Source organism: Magnetococcales bacterium, assembly GCA_015231925.1.
In the GTDB taxonomy this organism is placed as follows: Bacteria; Pseudomonadota; Magnetococcia; order Magnetococcales; family JADGAQ01; genus JADGAQ01.
Map to the genome: position 1 here is coordinate 1 of JADGAQ010000032.1, position 16,114 is coordinate 16,114.

Here is a 16,114-nt window from a genome sequence, read left to right on the forward strand (position 1 = left end):
CCCCCCTCGGTGCGCCGAGCCGCCAACATGCCCCCCAAAACAACCCCTGCCCGCATGACCCGCCCCAATAGCGCCAAACCCGCTCCGAGTCCCGGAGGTCCCGGAAAGATGCCTGCCCCTCAAGCCAGCGCGGCGGCCAGCCCGACCAGCGCCAACGTCGGTTTCCTGCTGGCCGATCTCGACAGCGGCCAGATTCTGGAACACGCCCGGGATACGGAACTTTTCATCCCCGCTTCGGTTTCCAAGGTGCCGTCCACCCTGGCCGCGCTGCACATTCTGGGGCACGAATTCCGCTTTCTGACCAGCCTGCGCACCAACGGCCAGGTGGCCAACGGGGTGTTGCAGGGCGATCTGTATCTGGTCGGCAGCGGCGACCCCTCCTTTTCCATGGCCAACCTGATGGATCTGGTGTTGCAACTGCGCAACCACGGCGTCAAGCGGGTGCAGGGACGCTTCGTCTACGACGAATCGGCCCTGCTGCCCGCGGCCAACATCAGCGAAGAACAGAGCGAGGAGGAGACCTACAATCAGGGGGTTTCCGCCCTGACCCTCGATTTCAACCGGGTGCGGCTGCAGTGGGCGGGGACTAAAAAGTCGGGTGGCCTGGCCTACAGCGTGACGCCCGATTTCGGGTACATTCAGATTCAACCGGCCCCTGCCGGACAGAACGGACTCGACTACGTGGGAGGGGACGGCATAGAGCAATGGCGTTTGGGCGGGGTTCGCAACGGGTCGGAGTGGCTGCCCATCAAGAATCCGGGGCGCTATTTCGCCTCGGCGCTGCGGGAGTTCGCCCGCCGTATCGGTGTCGAGATTCCGGGTCCGGTTGCGGGCAAAACGCCGGTGGAGGCCCGACTGGTTCTGGCGGAACATCGCAGCCCGACCCTGGATCTGCTGGTGGATCAAACGCTGGAACACTCCAACAATCTCTGGACCGAACTCATCGCCATGACGGCAGCGGGTCATCTGGCCGGGAAACCCCAATCCATCGGCGACGCGGCAACCATTGTCACGGACTGGATGCGGCGTAAAATGCCGGAGGTGGACTGGAACGGTTTCAAGCTGGGCAACAGTTGTGGTTTGACCGCAACCAGCCGGGTATCACCACGGCAGATGGTGGAGATCCTGCGGTTTGCCAATCAGGCCCGGGCCGGAGAGCGCACCTTCGCTTCCCTGTTGCCCATTTCGGGCTGGAAGGGTACTCTGGCCAATCGAATGAGCGGTCCCAACGCCTTCCGGGTTTGGGCCAAGACGGGGGTGATCCATTACGGGCGGGGTCTGGCGGGCTTTGCCTTGACCCGCACCGGCAGACGCCTGGTCTTTGCCGTTTTCGTCAGTGATTTCGAGCGGCGCAAAGAGTTCGATGCCCGCACCAACGCCCACTCGGCCAATGAGATTCGTCAGGCCAAGGAGTGGAACGGACGGGCGGGAGAGTTGATATTCAATCGGGTGGAAGACTGGATTCGCCAGTACTGATCAAGGAGGCAAGAATTTGAAACGCATCGCGATGTGGATGGCCCTGGGTCTGATCTTCACCCTGAGTGCCGAGGGTTGGGCCGGTTCGAAAAAGGACAAGGACAAGGACAAGGAGACCACGGAGAAGGCGACCTCCTCCGAAAGTTCGGAGAAGGGCAAGGCCTTCGATGACTGGACGATGAAATGCGGTCGGCCCGAAGAGAATGGTCCCGAGTTGTGTTTGCTGGCCCACGCGGTTTTTCGGAAGGATGCCAAAGAACCTTCATTGATTGTTCGATTGAACTACCAGCAGAGTACAAAAATAACTTTATTATCAGCAATCGTGCCTCTTGGGGTTGACCTGGCGGCGGGTGTCTCCCTCAAGGCGGATGATGGTTTTCCAACCAATTTAGCCCTTCGCTATTGCACCCCGGCGGGCTGCGAGGCGTTTCTCCCTCTCGACGGCAGCACCTTGAAGGCGATTTCCGGTGCCAAGAAAATCGTGATCGGCTGGCTGCCGGTTGGAGCCAAGGAGCCACTGATCGTTCCGGTTTCCACCAAGGGACTGAAGGCGGGATTGGAAGCCCTTCAAAAATCCTGATGAAGCTCGATCCGGCCCCAAACGGGCAGTTTGAGGGCCGGAGGATGCCAATCCAGGCCGAAGGTCAACCCCAGCAGGTTGATTTCGACCCCTTCCTCCCAGCCCAGCAACAGCCCGGCCAGGCCTGCCAGGGAGAGTTGCCAGCCGGTGTGGCTGGGAGTGGGCGCCGCCAGGCCGGGCAGGAAGTCCTTGCCGATGGCGGTGGCGGGCAATTCCGCACCGCGCATTTCGGGGACTTCCCGCAGCAGGTGGGCCGTGAAGGTGTTGCTGTTGGGGCCGGGCCAGACCCAGTAGTGCTTTGGGAAGGGGTAGCTTTCCGCCGCCGCCAGAAGCTTGGGAATGGCCTGGACGGCCTGTTCTCCGGAAATTTCGAAAAGCAATTCGGGTCTGGCTGCGAACCAGAGACGGTCCGGTTCGGTCTTCTGCACCGAAACCAACGGCTTGTTGTGAAAAAGCAGATTCCAGCCCAAAACCTCCAGAACCGTGTAGGCATCCGCCCCCTCGGCTTTGAGGGCCACCCAGGTGTGAACCCCGAAGAAACCCCGCCAGGAGAAGGCTCGGGCCTGATAAAGTTGCACCAGGGCCGCCGGATGCCGCCCCGCTTTGGGTGCGATGCCCGCACTGGCCCGGCTGGCGGTACGCCACTGCTGGTCGAAACGAACCTGCCCGCTACGGTACAGAGACCACATTCCCGCCAGGGAGGAGAGCAGCACGGCGGCCAGCAGGAGCTGCGCAAAGCGTCTCTTCATGTCTTGGCAAGAGCCGCACTCTTCAATATCTGATAACGGCTGCCGGTGGGGGTGAGGGTCGAAGCCATGAGGTGAATTTCCCCGGCCAACCAGGGCATGGCCGACAGGGGATGACGCAGTTCCCAGTCCCGTGGCAGGGCCAGCGGATTGATGGGGGCGCGTGCCAGGGTGATGTGGGGCGCGAACGGCTTGCGTTCGTGGCTGGGGAAGAGTCGCATCAGCTCGTTGGCCAGAGAGACCAGATCGGCAAGGCCCTCTCCGCTGACTCCGGCCCAGATCACGCGGGTGCGACGCCTGTCGGGAAAACTGCCCCATTGATCCAGTTGCAGGGGCAGGGCAGGGGAGCGGTGGGCCACCTCCTCCATCAGGGCTTCTATGGAGCGGAGTCCGGTACTGGACGTGTCCCCCAGGAAGCGCAGGGTGAGATGGTAGTGTTCCGGAGTGACCCAACGCAGGCCGGGCAGGTAGGCACGAAGGGTCTGACAGCCCGCATGGAGTACCTGTTTCTGGGCCTCCGGCAGGTCGATGGCCAGGAACAGGCGCAAAATGGTGGAGTGTTCGATCAGCGGATTGTCGGTCAACGCGGCCTCCTGGAGTAGAGAGTCCATCTTAGGCCATTTCGTGACGTTATTGAAAGGTCGATTCGGAAGGGTTTCCGGTTGGCGGGCGCCGACCGGTTGCGCTATGGCTCATGCCCAGAACCGCAGGCCCGAGAGGGATGCCGTCCCGCTTGAACCATCGGTCAGGAAACGCTGAAGATTTTGCCGAACTGAGCCACGTTCAGCAACTCCCGAATTTTCGGAGGGGCGTTGACGATGGAGATACGCCCTTTCCCGGTCACGTGTTCCCGCAACACCAGCAACATGCCCAACGCCGAGCTGTCCACGCCGGTGGTGCGTCGCAGGTCGATGACGAAATCGGTCTCCGGCGGGAGCTTTTCATAAGCGCCGCGAAACTCCCGGCGCATATGGAAGTTGAATTCACCGGAAATCTGAATCACGCACTGCCTGCCGTTTGCCTCGACGGAAAGAGCCATAGGGTCTCCTTTAGCCTCATCAACACAGCCATCGACCAGAGGATACATGCATTCCGGGCGTGGGTGCAAGCGGGGCAAAGCGAATTATTTTGCGGCACGGAAAAGCCGCATCTCCCCCGAGTCGGTTGCGGTCAGGAAAAGAGAGAGGCCAGCAGGTCCGGGTGAATCGGCCAAGCGAGAAATCCGGCCACTCCCATGAAGACCCCGAAACCTCCCAGGATCAAGGCAAGGCCTACCAGAGCGCGTTTTCGCGTCAGGGCGGCGATGCCCAGGATGGCGATGGCCACGCTGATGCCCGCTTCGGCCAGATCGAACTGGTCGTCGTGGAGATTCAGACGGTTATACTCCCGGTCGAGCCCTTCGGCCTTGGCCTTGAGTTCCTCTTTTTCCTGGCGGTAGCGTTTGACTTCGGTCTGGTTGAAAAGGATCTTCTCCTCAAGCAGGGCGTTGGGGAGGGTCAGCAGACTTCTCTGGACACGAAGCTGATCCAGCATGCCTTCGACCATGTTTTCCTTGACCGACTTGGCCTGATAGTGGCCCCAGGTATCGATCGACTGAGCCTGAACCATGGCCATGCTCTGCACGATGTTGCCGTCCTTGACGTTGAACAGGGCCATCAACGTGGCCAGCACCGTCACCAGAATGGCCACCACGTTGTTGAAGGTGTCCGCTTCGCCGCCAATCCGTTCGTTTACCGTATCGCTCAAATCACTCACGAAAGTCTCCCTTCAGCTTCAGGTTTCCCGACTTGGACGGAATCAGGGTACTCTTGCGATGAGGCATCTTCAACGGAGCCGCTCTTTCCTGACAAATTCTTCTTGACGAAATGTAGTCACTCTGAGTTACAATCCGTTATATGAAAAAAATTAATATTGATGTACATCCATCCCCACCGGGAGAATTCTCAATCGTTCGTATCCAGCGATGTGGGAGGTGAAACCATGCCCGAAAATCCTTTTCCCTCAGACAGCCCCTACCTGGTGGTAACGGTGGATGGCGGTCAGTACGGCATTTCCCATGAAGAAGTCGTATCGGTGAGCGACCTTCCCGCCCATACCTTTCTGCCGCAATATCCCCCGGAGGTGCGCGGCGTGATTCCCTTTCGGGACGGCTGCCTGCCCCTGCTGGACCTGCGCCTTTGCTTCGGAACCCGATCCCGTCTGCTGGAGACCGAAGAACTGATCACCACCATGGCTCAACGCCGGCAGGACCACGTCAACTGGCTGAATAAACTGAAAGGGGAGGTGGAGTCCGGCGCCGCCATCACGGTGCAGACGGACCCCACCAAATGCGCCTTCGGTAAATGGTACTACGGCCAGTTTCGCACGGACAATAAATATCTTTCCGCGTATATGGCCCGTTTCGACCAACCCCATCGCCGCATTCACCAGGTGGCCGTCGAGGCCATGAACCTTTTGGACAAGGGGCAGGATCTTCAGGCCAAACAGCTGGTTCAAGAGGCGGAAAAGGGCATACTGGCCGGCCTGCTGACCCTGTTTGACGGAATTGGCGAGCTGGTGCGTAAATATCTGCTGGAGTATTCGGTGGTGATGCAGCACCGTGGCCAACTCTTTGCCGTAGCGGTGGATGATATCAACTTTTTCAGTGTGCTGGAGGAGATCAAATACCCTCTGCCCAGCCAAATGGGGCGTAGCGAACTGGTGGGGGCCCTGGGACGCTATCGCTCGCCGACGGATGAAAGCATGCGCGATGTCCTGCTGGTGGACGTAGCCCGCCTGTTGAACCAGAACGCCTTGCCTTCGGGAGATCGGCCCGATTCGTAACGGGTGTCCCCCTTTTTCCGCGCCATCCCCCCCTTGGGCCCTGCCGAAGTGGGTTTTTCCGTTTTTTCGCCCACGCCGTGGTGAAAGAGAGAGAAACCCGCTATACAGATCTATAATTTTCATAGATAATTTCGATTATTGACCGACTTTTCCCGGAGTTGGTCATGGCAACATTCCTGTCCGTAAAAGGGGTGAAACGCATGCTGGCAGAGGAATACTTTCACTTCAAACAGACCCTGGAGAACAAGGGCATTTTGTTTTCCTACTGCGGACAGGTTTCGGAAAGTCTGTTGGCCGCGTTGGGGGAGACCTTGAGGCGGCGCATGGCTCAGGAATCCACCGATGTCAACACCACCCGACGGGTTTTTTCGGTTTTTGTGGAATTGGTGCAGAATGTCATCCGCTACGGTGCGGAAGAGGAAGCGGAGGCGGCACAGGAGGCCCTGCATGAAGGGATCGTGGTGGTGGGACACCGCGAGGAGCGCTACTTCGTGGTCTGCGCCAATCTGGTCGAAACCCGGGAGGTGCCCCGCCTGAAGGAACGCCTGGAACGGCTCAATGGCATGAATCGCGACGAGCTGAAGCTTTACTACATGGAAAAGCTGCGCAATGGTCCGGAAGACACCAGTCTTGGCGCCACCGTCGGATTGATCGAGATCATGCGCCGGGCCACCCTTCCGGTGAATTTCGATTTTCACGATATCGGAAACGGCATGACATTCTTCTGTATTCAGGTCAATATCTAAGGATATACTGATGGAATCTCTCGTTCTGGCTGCAACGCAACGCACTCCGGCCGTGCATTTCAACTTTGCAGAAGGGCTTCTCTCCCTCTCCGGGGAATCCTATCCGGAAAACGCCTCCAGCTTTTTCGGTCAACTCTATCACGCCTTGAAGGCCTATCTGCAGGAGAGCCCTCCCAGGGAACTCCGTTTCGAGTTTCGCCTGGCCTATTTCAATTCCAGCAGCGCCAAGGCTCTCATGCACCTGATGCAGCTTCTGGAAGGCGCGGGGCAGGCCGACTGGAAGGTGACGGTGCGCTGGTACTTCACGGAGGGCGACGATACCATGGAGGAGTTCGGTCGGGATTTCGCCCAGGATTTCGAGCGCATCCATTTTGAGCTGGAGGCGGTGGAGGGGTGAGATGGGCCTCGGGTTGATGGAGAGTTCGGCAGACCTCGACCTCTTTTCCCTGGAAGAGGAGGTGTTGCGGCGGGCGGAAAGTCTGAGCGCCGAATTGGTTCGCTGGGATTCCCGACTCAAGAAGGATTTGGACAGCATCATCGCCGCCTACCGCCGCAGTTATCGGGAACACGCCCGCCTGGTGCGCGTGAGCGATCGTCAGCAGGCTCAGTTGAAACGGGTGATGGATGAGTTGCAGGAGAAGACCATCCACCTGGAGTCCCTGAATGCGGCCCTGAAGGTGGAAATCGCCCAGCGTCGCGAACTGGAGGAGACCCTGCGCCGCCTGGCCTCCACCGATGCCCTGACCGGGGTGTTGACCCGGGGTCGGCTCCTGGAGTTGGGCGAACGGGAGATGGAGCGCATGCGGCGCAGTGGTCGGCCCCTGACTCTGGCCCTGGCGGACATCGACCACTTCAAAAACATCAACGACACCTACGGCCATGCCGCAGGAGACGAGGCGTTGAAGGTCTTCACCACCGTTTGCCGCAACGAGGTGCGGGCCATCGATATCCTGGGACGATTCGGGGGGGAAGAGTTTGTCATGCTCTTTCCGGAAACCGATGTGGAAAAGGCCGAGGAGGTGGGTAATCGCGTGCGGGGACTGGTCGAAAAACAGGAGATTTGCCACGGAGTGAACCGGTTCGCCATGACGGTCAGCATCGGTCTGGCGGCAGCCAGCCCGGACGACGGCAGCCTGGAAGAGCCGTTGCATCGTGCCGATACCGCCTTGTACGTCGCCAAACGGGGCGGGCGCAACCGGGTCGTGGTGGCCTGAGGTGAGCGTGTTGCCTCGCCTGTTTCTGCTTGTGGTGGCACTCGCCCTCACCTTTCCCGCCATGGCGGGGGAGTCGGTGCGCATCGGCGTACTGGCCAACCGGGGTATCGAGGTGGCCGCCCGCCAGTGGAACCCTCTGGGGGAGTACCTGCATCGCGCCATTCCGGAACTCGATTTTCAAATCGTGCCCCTCGACTTCACCGCCCTCTATCCGACGGTGGCAAGCGGCGAGTTGGAATTCGTCATCGTCAATACCGGCCAGTATGTAGAGCTGGAGACCCTTCACGGCATCAGCCGCATCTCCACCCTGCGCAATCTCGGGCCGAACGGTTCGGGCTACACCCGATTCGGCGGCCTCTTCTTCACCCGCGCGGAGCGGGTCGATCTTCAGTCCCTGGAGGATCTGCGCCATCAGCGCCTGCTGGTGGTCGACGACACCTCGTTCGGCGGCTGGCTGACCCAGTGGCGGGAACTCAAGGATGCGGGCCTCGATCCGAAAAACGACCTGGCCTCCCTGGTGGAAACCGGCAACCAGGAGGAGGTCGTTTTCCGCGTGCTGCGGGGCGAAGCCGATGCCGGAGCGGTGCGGACCGATCTCCTGGAACGCATGGCGCTGGACAACCGCATTCAACTGCATCAGCTTCGGGTTATCGCTCCCCGCTCCATTCCCGGATTTCCCTTCATGGTGAGCACCCGGCTCTATCCGGAGTGGCCTATGGCCCGGCTGCGCCACACCAGCGACGATCTGGCGCGCAAAGTGGTCATGGCCTTGCTGGCCATGACTCCGGAAGATGCCGCAGCCCGATCGGCCCGCATCGCCGGGTGGACCATTCCCGACGACTACACCCCGGTGCATGAGCTTTACCGGGAGTTGCACCTGGGACCCTATCGCGATCTGGGCCGCATCGATCCCATCGAGGTGCTTCGGCGTTATTGGCCCTACCTGGCCGGGGTGTTGCTGATCCTGTTCATCCTGGCCGTCTCGACGTTTCTGGTCAGCCGCTCCAATCGGAAGCTGCGGGAGGTGCAACTGGCACTTCAAGGCAAGCAGGAAGAACTGGGCAAGACGCTGGAGGATCTGAGTACCGAAAAAGAGGTGGTCGAAGCCACCCTCGGCAGCTTGCAGGCCACCCTCCTGCGCCTGGACGAAACCAACCAGCAGATGGCCGGCAGCATCGATTACGCCCGCAGCATTCAGGAGTCGCTGCTGCCCGGAACCGCGGTTCTGAAGAAGTTGATGACGGAAGTGGAGGTCTGGTGGGATCCGTTGGAGGTCGTCGGGGGAGATTATTACTGGCTGGGTTGGCGCGGGGAGACGGCGATTCTGTTTCTGGCCGATTGCACCGGTCACGGGGTTCCGGGGGCCTTCATGACCATGCTGGTCGCCAGTGCGCTTGACCGGGCGCTGCAGGATAACGACAGCCCGGCGGCCATTCTGACCACACTGGACGGTTTGGTGCGGGAGCGTCTGCGCCAGGCCCGGCGCGGCGTGCTGGAGGACGACGGGCTGGAAGCGGGGCTCTGTCTCTATCGCCCCTCCTGTCGGGAACTGGTCTACTGCGGAGCGGGAGTGCCGCTGTTCATTCAGGAGGGGGAACGGATACGGGAGATCCTCCCCAATCGGGCCAGCCTGGGGTATCGCACCCATCCCCTTCGAGGGGTGCTGCAGGAGCATGTCCTCTCCGTCGCGCCGAATTCCTGTTATTTCCTCTTCACCGACGGCATGACCGATCAGTTGGGCGGTCAGCCCAAACGCCTGCTGGGACGGCGGGGTCTCTCTTCCCTGCTGCTCGGCACCCAAAACCGCTCCCTGGCCGGGCGCATGGAAGAGGTTCGCCAGAGCATGGCGGCGTGGCGGGGCCAGGAGCCGTTGCGGGATGATCGCACCATGATCGGTTTCGTGCCCTGCTGAGGCATCGGTTGAGCCGAAGGCTGTGTTGTGTTAGGGTGATCTTTTGTAACAATATGCCATTATTTAACAGGCCACGTTGCCATGGAACACCTGATCACCACCCTGCAATCCTGGTCCGGAACCCGTCTTCTCTGGACGGGGGTGGTCGTTTCGGAGTTGGTCACCGTGGTGATGGTGGGCCTCCTCAGTCTGTTTATTCATGGCGAGTTCCGCGCCGATTTTCTGTTGACGGGGACGATAACCGCGCTGGTGGCCTCGGTGCTGGTGGTCTCGGTCCTCAACCGGCTGATCCTGCGGATCCGGCTGGCGGAGCAACGGGTTCAGGAGGCGGAACGCACCAAGTCGGAGTTTCTGTCCACCGTGAGCCATGAAATTCGCACGCCCATGAATGTCATCATCGGCATGGGCGACGCATTGCTCTCTTCCGTGGGCATGAGTGCGGAACAGCTGGGCTATGTGAAGAAGCAGCAGCGCGCCGGCGCGGTTCTGCTGCAACTCATCGATCAGGTTCTGGCGCTATCCCGATTGGAGGAGGGGGTGCATCATCCGACGCGGGAGGTGCTGGAGTTGCGCCAATTGCTGGAGGAGATGGCGGAATGGATCCGCGCCGGGGCCGAGGCCAAGTCCCTTCGGGTCGAATGGCGGGCGGACGAGGCGTTGCCCGTCCGGATTGCCGTGGATGGACTGCACTTGAGACAGGTGCTGATGCATCTGCTGGGCAATGCGGTCAAGTTCACCAACCAGGGGGTGGTCCGCCTCGGAGCGGTTCGGGAGGGGGGTCTCCTGCATCTGACCGTATCGGATACGGGAATCGGCATTGACGCCGATTTCATGGCCCGGCTGTTTCGACCGTTCTGTCAGGCGGACGGGGCGCCGACGCGGCGTTATGGTGGAACCGGCCTGGGCCTGGCGGTTTCGCGGGCCCTGATCGGGAAGATGGAGGGGAGTCTGACGGCGGAGAGTCAGCCGGGGCAGGGGACAACTTTTCACATCCGGCTGCCCCTGCAGGAGGTCGAGGAGGGACCGGTGGCGGCTGCGCCCTCGGTCGAGACCCCGAGCGAGGAGGTTTGCGGCAAGCGCATTCTTCTGGTGGAGGACGACCGGGACAACCGCCTGCTGATCGAAACCTTCCTGCAACAGTCGCCGCATCATCTGTCCATGGCGGAAAACGGACTGGAAGCGGTGCGGAAAGTTCGGGAGGAGGCCTTCGATCTGGTCATCATGGATGTACAGATGCCGGTGATGGACGGCTACACCTCGGCCCGCGCCATCCGGCAGTGGGAGCGGGAGACCGGGAGGCGGTCCCTGCGCATTGTCACCTTGACGGCCAATGCCGTGGATGGGGAGGAGATCCGCAGCCGGGAGGCGGGTTGCGATCAGTTCCTCACCAAGCCCATTCGCAAGAAGCGGCTGCTGGAGGTGATTCAGGGTGATAGATTATTGTCTTAGATTACCGCTTTTCCCCCGGCCCCCTGAAAAGATCGCGCCGGGGTGTCCTTTCCCGTTCAACCCCGCTCAACGCGCAGCAAACTCCTGAATGACTTCCAGGAGGCGTTGTTTGCGAATCGGTTTGGCCAGATACAAATCACATCCGGCCTCCCGGCTGCGGGTCTCTTCGCCCTCCAGGGCGTGAGCCGTCAGCGCGACGATGAAGAGGTGGGGCCGGGCCGTGTTTTCCAACTCCCACTGCCGGATGCGCCGGGTTGCCGTATAGCCATCCATCACCGGCATCTGCACATCCATGAAGATCAGGTCGAATGGTTCGGTGGTGGCCCGTTCCAGACCTGTCTGGCCGTTTTCGGCAATTTCCAGGGAGTGGGGGGAGTTGCGCAGGAAGGTGCGGATCAGCATCTGATTGTCTTCCGAATCCTCCACCAGAAGGATGCGCATGGAGCGGACCGGCAGAGGAGCCGTGGTGGGTGGGGGAGGCGTGATGCTGGGCGGGGGAGCCTCCCTCAGCGGCAGGGCGATATGGAAGACGCTGCCTTTTCCCGGTTGGCTTTCCGCCCAGATTGAACCGTGCATGGCCTCCACCAGACGACGGGAGATGGCCAGGCCCAGCCCGGTGCCGCCGAAACGGCGGGTTACGCTGGAGTCGGCCTGGGTGAAGGCATCGAAGATGAGGGGCAACTCCTCGGGAGAGATGCCGATGCCGGAATCTTCCACCCGGATATGCCAGATTTCGTTGGGTTCGCACGCCTCCCGGAGGCACACCCGGCCCTGAGGGGTGAACTTGACGGCGTTGCCCAGCAGGTTGAACAACACCTGACGCAGGCGCACCGCATCGGCCATCAGCCAGGTCGGACGCTCCGGGCAGGGGAGATACTCCAGCATCAGCCCTTTGCTCTTGGCCATGATCCCCAGCAGGCTGGCGCTCTCCTGCATCAACTGACTCACGTTGACCGGTTCGGCGGCGATGACCAGCCGACCGGCCTCGATCTTGGAGAGATCCAGGATCTGATTGATCAATTCCAGCAGGTTGTTGCCCACCTCCCGGAATTTCATCACGTAATCCCGCTGTTCCTGGCTCAAGGAGGTTTCCAGCAACACATCGCCCATGCCCAGAATGGCGTTCATGGGAGTGCGGATTTCGTGGCTCATGGTGGCCAGAAAACGGCTTTTGGCCATATTGCCCGCTTCGGCGGATTCCTTCCGCCGCTCGGCCTCCTCACGGGCCTGTTGCAACTCCCTGGTACGCTGTTCGACCTCCTCCTGAAGGTAGTCGCGATGGCGTTTCAACTCCAGATGGGTGACCACCCGTCGCAATACGCTTTCGTTGCGGAAGGGTTTGGTAATAAAATCGACCCCGCCGCGACGAAAACCTTCCACCTCGTCGTGCAACTCTTTTTTGGCGGTCACGAATATCACCGGAATACTGCTGGTGCGTTCGTCCTCCTTGAGTTGCTGGCAGCAATCGTAGCCATTCATCTCCGGCATCATGATATCGAGCAGAATCAGATCCGGAAGCCGGCTTCCGGCGGCGAGTTGCAGGGCCTGTCTGCCATTGAGGGCCACGCAGCAGTCGTAGTCGGTCAAAATGTCGCAGAGAACCTCCACGTTGCTTTGCTGATCGTCCACGATGAGAATTTTCGGTTTTGCACCCTTGGCAGAGGCAACCACGGGTTGCAGAGGCAGCCCCGATTGTTCGGCGAGATGGTTGAGCAGGGAACGGGTTTCCGGAAAGTGGTACCCCTTCAGTTGCCTGGCCATTTGGGCCAGAAGCGGCGCCGTCGGGCTGGTGGCCAGATGGCGTTGCAGCTCTTCGAGGCACTTTTCGGCTTCGAGGGAGTGGTCGTCGAGATAGCTGGCCAGTTCGCCCAGCAGGGTGATCACCACGCTGTCTTTTCCCGTGCCCTCCGGCAAGGAGGCGCAGGCCGGAAGCCGACTCGGTGGTTTCGGCAGGGTGCCGACCAGTCCGGCCAGCACCTGGGTCAACTGGTGGCGGAAAACCGTGTAATCGGCCCGGGTATCGGCGTCGAAGGCGACCGGAAGGATCTCCTCGCAATGATGGGCCTCGCGGCAGAGAACCACCGCCCCGATTTGACGGGCAAAGCCTTTCAGCCCGTGCAGGATATCCACCGCCTCGTCGATACGCCCCTCGTCGAGGGCGGCATCGAGTTGCTCCGGAGCGTTCCGGTACTCCTGGAGAAAGGCCAGGGTCAGACGGTGATAGAGTCGTTCGTTTCCGGCCAGTCGTTCCATGGCATCCTGATAGTCGATGCCGGGGACATTGCTCGGAACGCGGTTGGACTCGGAACGTTCTTCGCCGGGTAACAGGTGGCGGGGCAACCATTTGAGCAGCAGTCCGTAGAGGCGTTCCGGGCGGATGGGTTTGTCCAGAATACCCTGGATGCCGAAATCGAAGGGCCGGCGGTTCTCCTGATCCAGATTCTGGCTGGAAAGGACCAGTATGGCCACCTGGGGATTGGGGGAGGTTTGGCGCAGGCGGGCCGCCAGGGGAACGGGTTCGGTGGTGGAGAGGCTTTCGTCGAAGAGGACGGCGTGATAGGGAAAGTGCCCGTTCTGCCGCCAGAGTTCGTTTTCGTCGGCGGTGGACTCGACGATCACCCCGACTCGTTCCAGCAAGACCCGGACGATGCCCAGCACCGTGGCGTCGGGGGCGGCCAGAAGCACCCGGCTGCCGGCCACCTGACTGGCCTCCTTTTCCAGGCCCAGGAGCGTTTCGTGTCGCAGTTCGTGGCGTTCCCAGGTTTTGCCTTGAAGCTGCATGAGAATCTTGAGCAACTGGGGTCGGGTGAGGGGTTTGTCGAGGAAGGCGGAAAAACCGGCCTTTTCCCCCGAATGACGGATATCCTCGACGCCGAAGGGGGTCAGCAGAACGAACGGAGGCAGGCCTTTGCGCTCGGCGTGGGCGTGGTAGACGGCCAGCAGCTCCACCAGGGTGACCACACCGTCCTTGCCGCTCAGGTTCCAGTCGATGAAGCAGAAGGCGAAGGCCTCCTCTTCCGAGGGCACCGCCAGAAGCTGCTCCAGGGCCGCTTCGCCGTCGTTCACCCGTATCGGATCCAGGTTGACGGAGCGCAGCAGGATGTCCATCTGTCGGGCCAGAACCGGATGTTCCAGAAGGAGAAGGGCGCGCCGGTTGTGGCATTCCGCAGGCAGAACCGGCGTCTGGCGGCGGTTTTCGGAGTGGAGACCGACGGTGACGCAAAAAGAAAATTCGCTGCCCTGACCGGGCGCGCTGCGGGCGAGAACCTCTCCCCCCATCATCTCCACCAGACGTTTGCAGATGGTGAGCCCGAGACCGGTGCCGCCGTATTTGCGGGTGGTGCTGCCATCGGCCTGCACAAAGGGTGAAAAGAGCTGGGGAAGCTTTTCCGGATCGATGCCGATACCGGTGTCCCGCACGGCGAAACTCAGGCGAATCCGCTCCCCCTCCAAAATCTCCGGAATCGCCTCCACCACCACGGTACCCGACTCGGTAAACTTGACGGCATTGCGAATCAGATTGATCAGCACCTGCTCCAGTCGCAGGGCATCCCCCCACAGCACATGATCGTAGAGGGGATCGGAATAGAGCACCAGCTCGATGCCCTTGTCGGCGGTCTGTTTGCTGAAGAGGTTGGCCAGCCGGTCCAGCAGTTGCTGCAGGTCGAACTTGACCGGGTCGAGTTCCATGCGCCCGGCTTCCATCTTGGAGAAGTCGAGAATATCGCTGATGATGCCCATCAGGGAGTGGGAGGCGGAGTTGATCTTGTCCAGGTAGTCCTGCACCCGGGGCGGCAGCTCCTGTTTCAGGCAGAGATCGGTATAACCGATGACGGCGTTCATCGGGGTGCGGATCTCATGGCTGACGTTGGCGATGAAGTCGCTTTTGGCCTTGTTGGCGCTCTCTGCGGCGGAAAGGGTCTCTTCCAGGGAGATGAGGAGCTGTTTGCGGTCGGTGATATCCTGCACGAAAGCGGTGAAGCGGAGCTGACCCTGTTGTTCGATGGCCACCAGGGAGACCTGCAGGTCGATGATCTTGCCATCGGCGCGCCGCCCCTGGATTTCCAGACGCCGCCGCAAATCCGCCGTCGACGCCCCGGAACTCCGGAAGCGCTCCATGCTCAACCGGTAGCTCTCCACCAGATGATCGGGGATCAGAAACTGGTAGAAGGGCTTGCCCATGACCACGTCGCGGGGGTAGCCGAAGAGGCTTTCCGCCGCAGGGTTGTAATCGAGGATGCGCCCCTGGGGATCGGTGGTGATGATGGTATCCAGGGCATGGGTCAGCACGGAACGGTGGCGTTCGACCAGAAACTCCAGCTCCCGATGGCGCTCGATGATCTCGATGTTCTGGTAAACGCGACAGAGCAGTTCTTCGGGCTGATAGGGTTTGGCCAGGAAGTCGGAGGCGCCGGCCTTGATGAACTGTACCGCCAGGTTCTGATCGGTGTGGGAGGAGAGTCCGATGACGGCGATCTGCGTCGGTGAGTAACGGGTGCGCAGTTTTTTGGTCAGGGCGATGCCGTCCATGACCGGCATCTCGAAATCGGTGATCACCAGGTCGCACCCCTCCTGGCCGATCTTGTCCAGGGCGCTCTTGCCATCCTCGGCTTCCATCACCACGAAACCGTACTGGTGCAGCGATCGCCCCAGAATCAGGCGCGAACTGCGGGAGTCGTCGACCACCAGAACCCGGATGCGACTGTTGCGGCGAATGCGATCGATGGCGTGGATCAGGGTGTGGACCACGCCGATGTTGTCTTTGACGAAGTAGTCGAGCACCCCCTTTTTCTGCACCTGCTCCCGGACGCGATGTTGATAGGAACCGGTAAGCACCATACTGGGAATGCCACGGGCCTGCAGATAATCCACCAGTTCACCATCGGTGGAATCGGGCAGATTGATATCCAGGACCGCCAGAAAAAAGTCATGTGAAGGGGATTCGAGAATCTGTCGGGTACTGGCGAAACTGTGGGCCAGAACGACCTCCAGCCCCAACTCTCCCTCAATGCGCGTTCGGAGGAGGGAGGCCAGGCTAATGGAGTCTTCAACGATCAGAATGCTGTCCATACCCCGTCCGTAAAGGAAGAGTGTCGCGCCGGAAACGCCGTTCAGGGCCCCGAAAGGCGGTAAAACACAATCGATTCCGACATTATAACCGGCAACGG

General features: G+C 60.8%; 13 protein-coding genes. 8 read left to right on the forward strand and 5 right to left on the reverse strand.

The features are described 5' to 3' along the window. Positions 1 to 108: 108 nt before the first annotated feature. Together dacB and HQL56_05755 are read left to right on the forward strand one after the other, a co-directional pair. On the forward strand, positions 109 to 1,476 hold the full coding sequence (gene dacB / locus HQL56_05750; GenBank protein ID MBF0309009.1) for a D-alanyl-D-alanine carboxypeptidase/D-alanyl-D-alanine-endopeptidase: 1,368 nt from the start codon (positions 109 to 111) through the stop codon (positions 1,474 to 1,476). A 16-nt stretch (positions 1,477 to 1,492) separates the two neighbouring features. After that, complete coding sequence (locus HQL56_05755) at positions 1,493 to 2,056, forward strand: invasion associated locus B family protein (protein MBF0309010.1); 564 nt, start codon at positions 1,493 to 1,495, stop codon at positions 2,054 to 2,056. On the opposite strand, the gene HQL56_05760 is transcribed toward HQL56_05755, so the two are convergent. From HQL56_05760 to HQL56_05775, 4 genes are all read right to left on the reverse strand, one after another. Beyond that, positions 2,044 to 2,805 (reverse strand): DUF3750 domain-containing protein, encoded by a 762-nt coding sequence (locus HQL56_05760; protein ID MBF0309011.1) that lies wholly within the window; start codon positions 2,803 to 2,805, stop codon positions 2,044 to 2,046. The genes HQL56_05755 and HQL56_05760 overlap by 13 nt on opposite strands. After that, the gene (gene thpR, locus HQL56_05765) at positions 2,802 to 3,413 is read right to left on the reverse strand and encodes an RNA 2',3'-cyclic phosphodiesterase (protein MBF0309012.1); all 612 of its coding nucleotides are present in this window, start codon (positions 3,411 to 3,413) and stop codon (positions 2,802 to 2,804) included. Before thpR ends, HQL56_05760 begins: the two co-directional genes overlap by 4 nt. A 134-nt stretch (positions 3,414 to 3,547) precedes the next feature. After that, complete coding sequence (locus tag HQL56_05770) at positions 3,548 to 3,841, reverse strand: STAS domain-containing protein (GenBank protein MBF0309013.1); 294 nt, start codon at positions 3,839 to 3,841, stop codon at positions 3,548 to 3,550. A 131-nt stretch (positions 3,842 to 3,972) separates the two neighbouring features. Beyond that, a complete protein-coding gene (locus tag HQL56_05775) occupies positions 3,973 to 4,557 on the reverse strand; it encodes a DUF4337 domain-containing protein (GenBank protein ID MBF0309014.1) in 585 nt (194 codons plus the stop codon). A gap of 225 nt (positions 4,558 to 4,782) precedes the next feature. Between HQL56_05775 and HQL56_05780 the strand changes: the two genes are divergently transcribed. From HQL56_05780 to HQL56_05805, 6 genes are all read left to right on the forward strand, one after another. Continuing rightward, complete coding sequence (locus HQL56_05780) at positions 4,783 to 5,625, forward strand: CZB domain-containing protein (GenBank protein ID MBF0309015.1); 843 nt, start codon at positions 4,783 to 4,785, stop codon at positions 5,623 to 5,625. 200 nt (positions 5,626 to 5,825) lie between these two features. Continuing rightward, a complete protein-coding gene (locus tag HQL56_05785) occupies positions 5,826 to 6,371 on the forward strand; it encodes a hypothetical protein (GenBank protein ID MBF0309016.1) in 546 nt (181 codons plus the stop codon). A gap of 10 nt (positions 6,372 to 6,381) precedes the next feature. After that, complete coding sequence (locus HQL56_05790) at positions 6,382 to 6,768, forward strand: DUF1987 domain-containing protein (protein MBF0309017.1); 387 nt, start codon at positions 6,382 to 6,384, stop codon at positions 6,766 to 6,768. Between the two features lies 1 nt (position 6,769). Beyond that, the gene (locus HQL56_05795) at positions 6,770 to 7,585 is read left to right on the forward strand and encodes a GGDEF domain-containing protein (protein MBF0309018.1); all 816 of its coding nucleotides are present in this window, start codon (positions 6,770 to 6,772) and stop codon (positions 7,583 to 7,585) included. A gap of 1 nt (position 7,586) precedes the next feature. Further along, entirely contained in the window at positions 7,587 to 9,497 is a 1,911-nt protein-coding gene (locus tag HQL56_05800) for a PhnD/SsuA/transferrin family substrate-binding protein (GenBank protein MBF0309019.1), read from the forward strand. Between the two features lie 81 nt (positions 9,498 to 9,578). Then, on the forward strand, positions 9,579 to 10,946 hold the full coding sequence (locus HQL56_05805) for a response regulator (protein ID MBF0309020.1): 1,368 nt from the start codon (positions 9,579 to 9,581) through the stop codon (positions 10,944 to 10,946). A 66-nt stretch (positions 10,947 to 11,012) separates the two neighbouring features. Here HQL56_05805 and HQL56_05810 read toward each other — a convergent pair whose 3' ends face one another. Beyond that, positions 11,013 to 16,016: a response regulator gene (locus HQL56_05810; protein MBF0309021.1), complete on the reverse strand. Its 5,004-nt coding sequence runs from the start codon at positions 16,014 to 16,016 to the stop codon at positions 11,013 to 11,015. Positions 16,017 to 16,114 lie beyond the last annotated feature (98 nt).

What these genes read in the sequence shown, in the direction of transcription:
- HQL56_05790 (MBF0309017.1), top strand. Translation starts at nt 6,382, where the DNA reads ATGGAATCTCTCGTTCTGGCTGCAACGCAACGCACTCCGGCCGTGCAT.
- HQL56_05805 (MBF0309020.1), top strand. Translation starts at nt 9,579, where the DNA reads ATGGAACACCTGATCACCACCCTGCAATCCTGGTCCGGAACCCGTCTT.
- HQL56_05810 (MBF0309021.1), bottom strand. Translation starts at nt 16,016, where the DNA reads ATGGACAGCATTCTGATCGTTGAAGACTCCATTAGCCTGGCCTCCCTC.
- HQL56_05785 (MBF0309016.1), top strand. Translation starts at nt 5,826, where the DNA reads ATGCTGGCAGAGGAATACTTTCACTTCAAACAGACCCTGGAGAACAAG.
- HQL56_05780 (MBF0309015.1), top strand. Translation starts at nt 4,783, where the DNA reads ATGCCCGAAAATCCTTTTCCCTCAGACAGCCCCTACCTGGTGGTAACG.
- HQL56_05795 (MBF0309018.1), top strand. Translation starts at nt 6,770, where the DNA reads ATGGGCCTCGGGTTGATGGAGAGTTCGGCAGACCTCGACCTCTTTTCC.
- thpR (MBF0309012.1), bottom strand. Translation starts at nt 3,413, where the DNA reads ATGGACTCTCTACTCCAGGAGGCCGCGTTGACCGACAATCCGCTGATC.
- HQL56_05770 (MBF0309013.1), bottom strand. Translation starts at nt 3,841, where the DNA reads ATGGCTCTTTCCGTCGAGGCAAACGGCAGGCAGTGCGTGATTCAGATT.
- dacB (MBF0309009.1), top strand. Translation starts at nt 109, where the DNA reads ATGCCTGCCCCTCAAGCCAGCGCGGCGGCCAGCCCGACCAGCGCCAAC.
- HQL56_05760 (MBF0309011.1), bottom strand. Translation starts at nt 2,805, where the DNA reads ATGAAGAGACGCTTTGCGCAGCTCCTGCTGGCCGCCGTGCTGCTCTCC.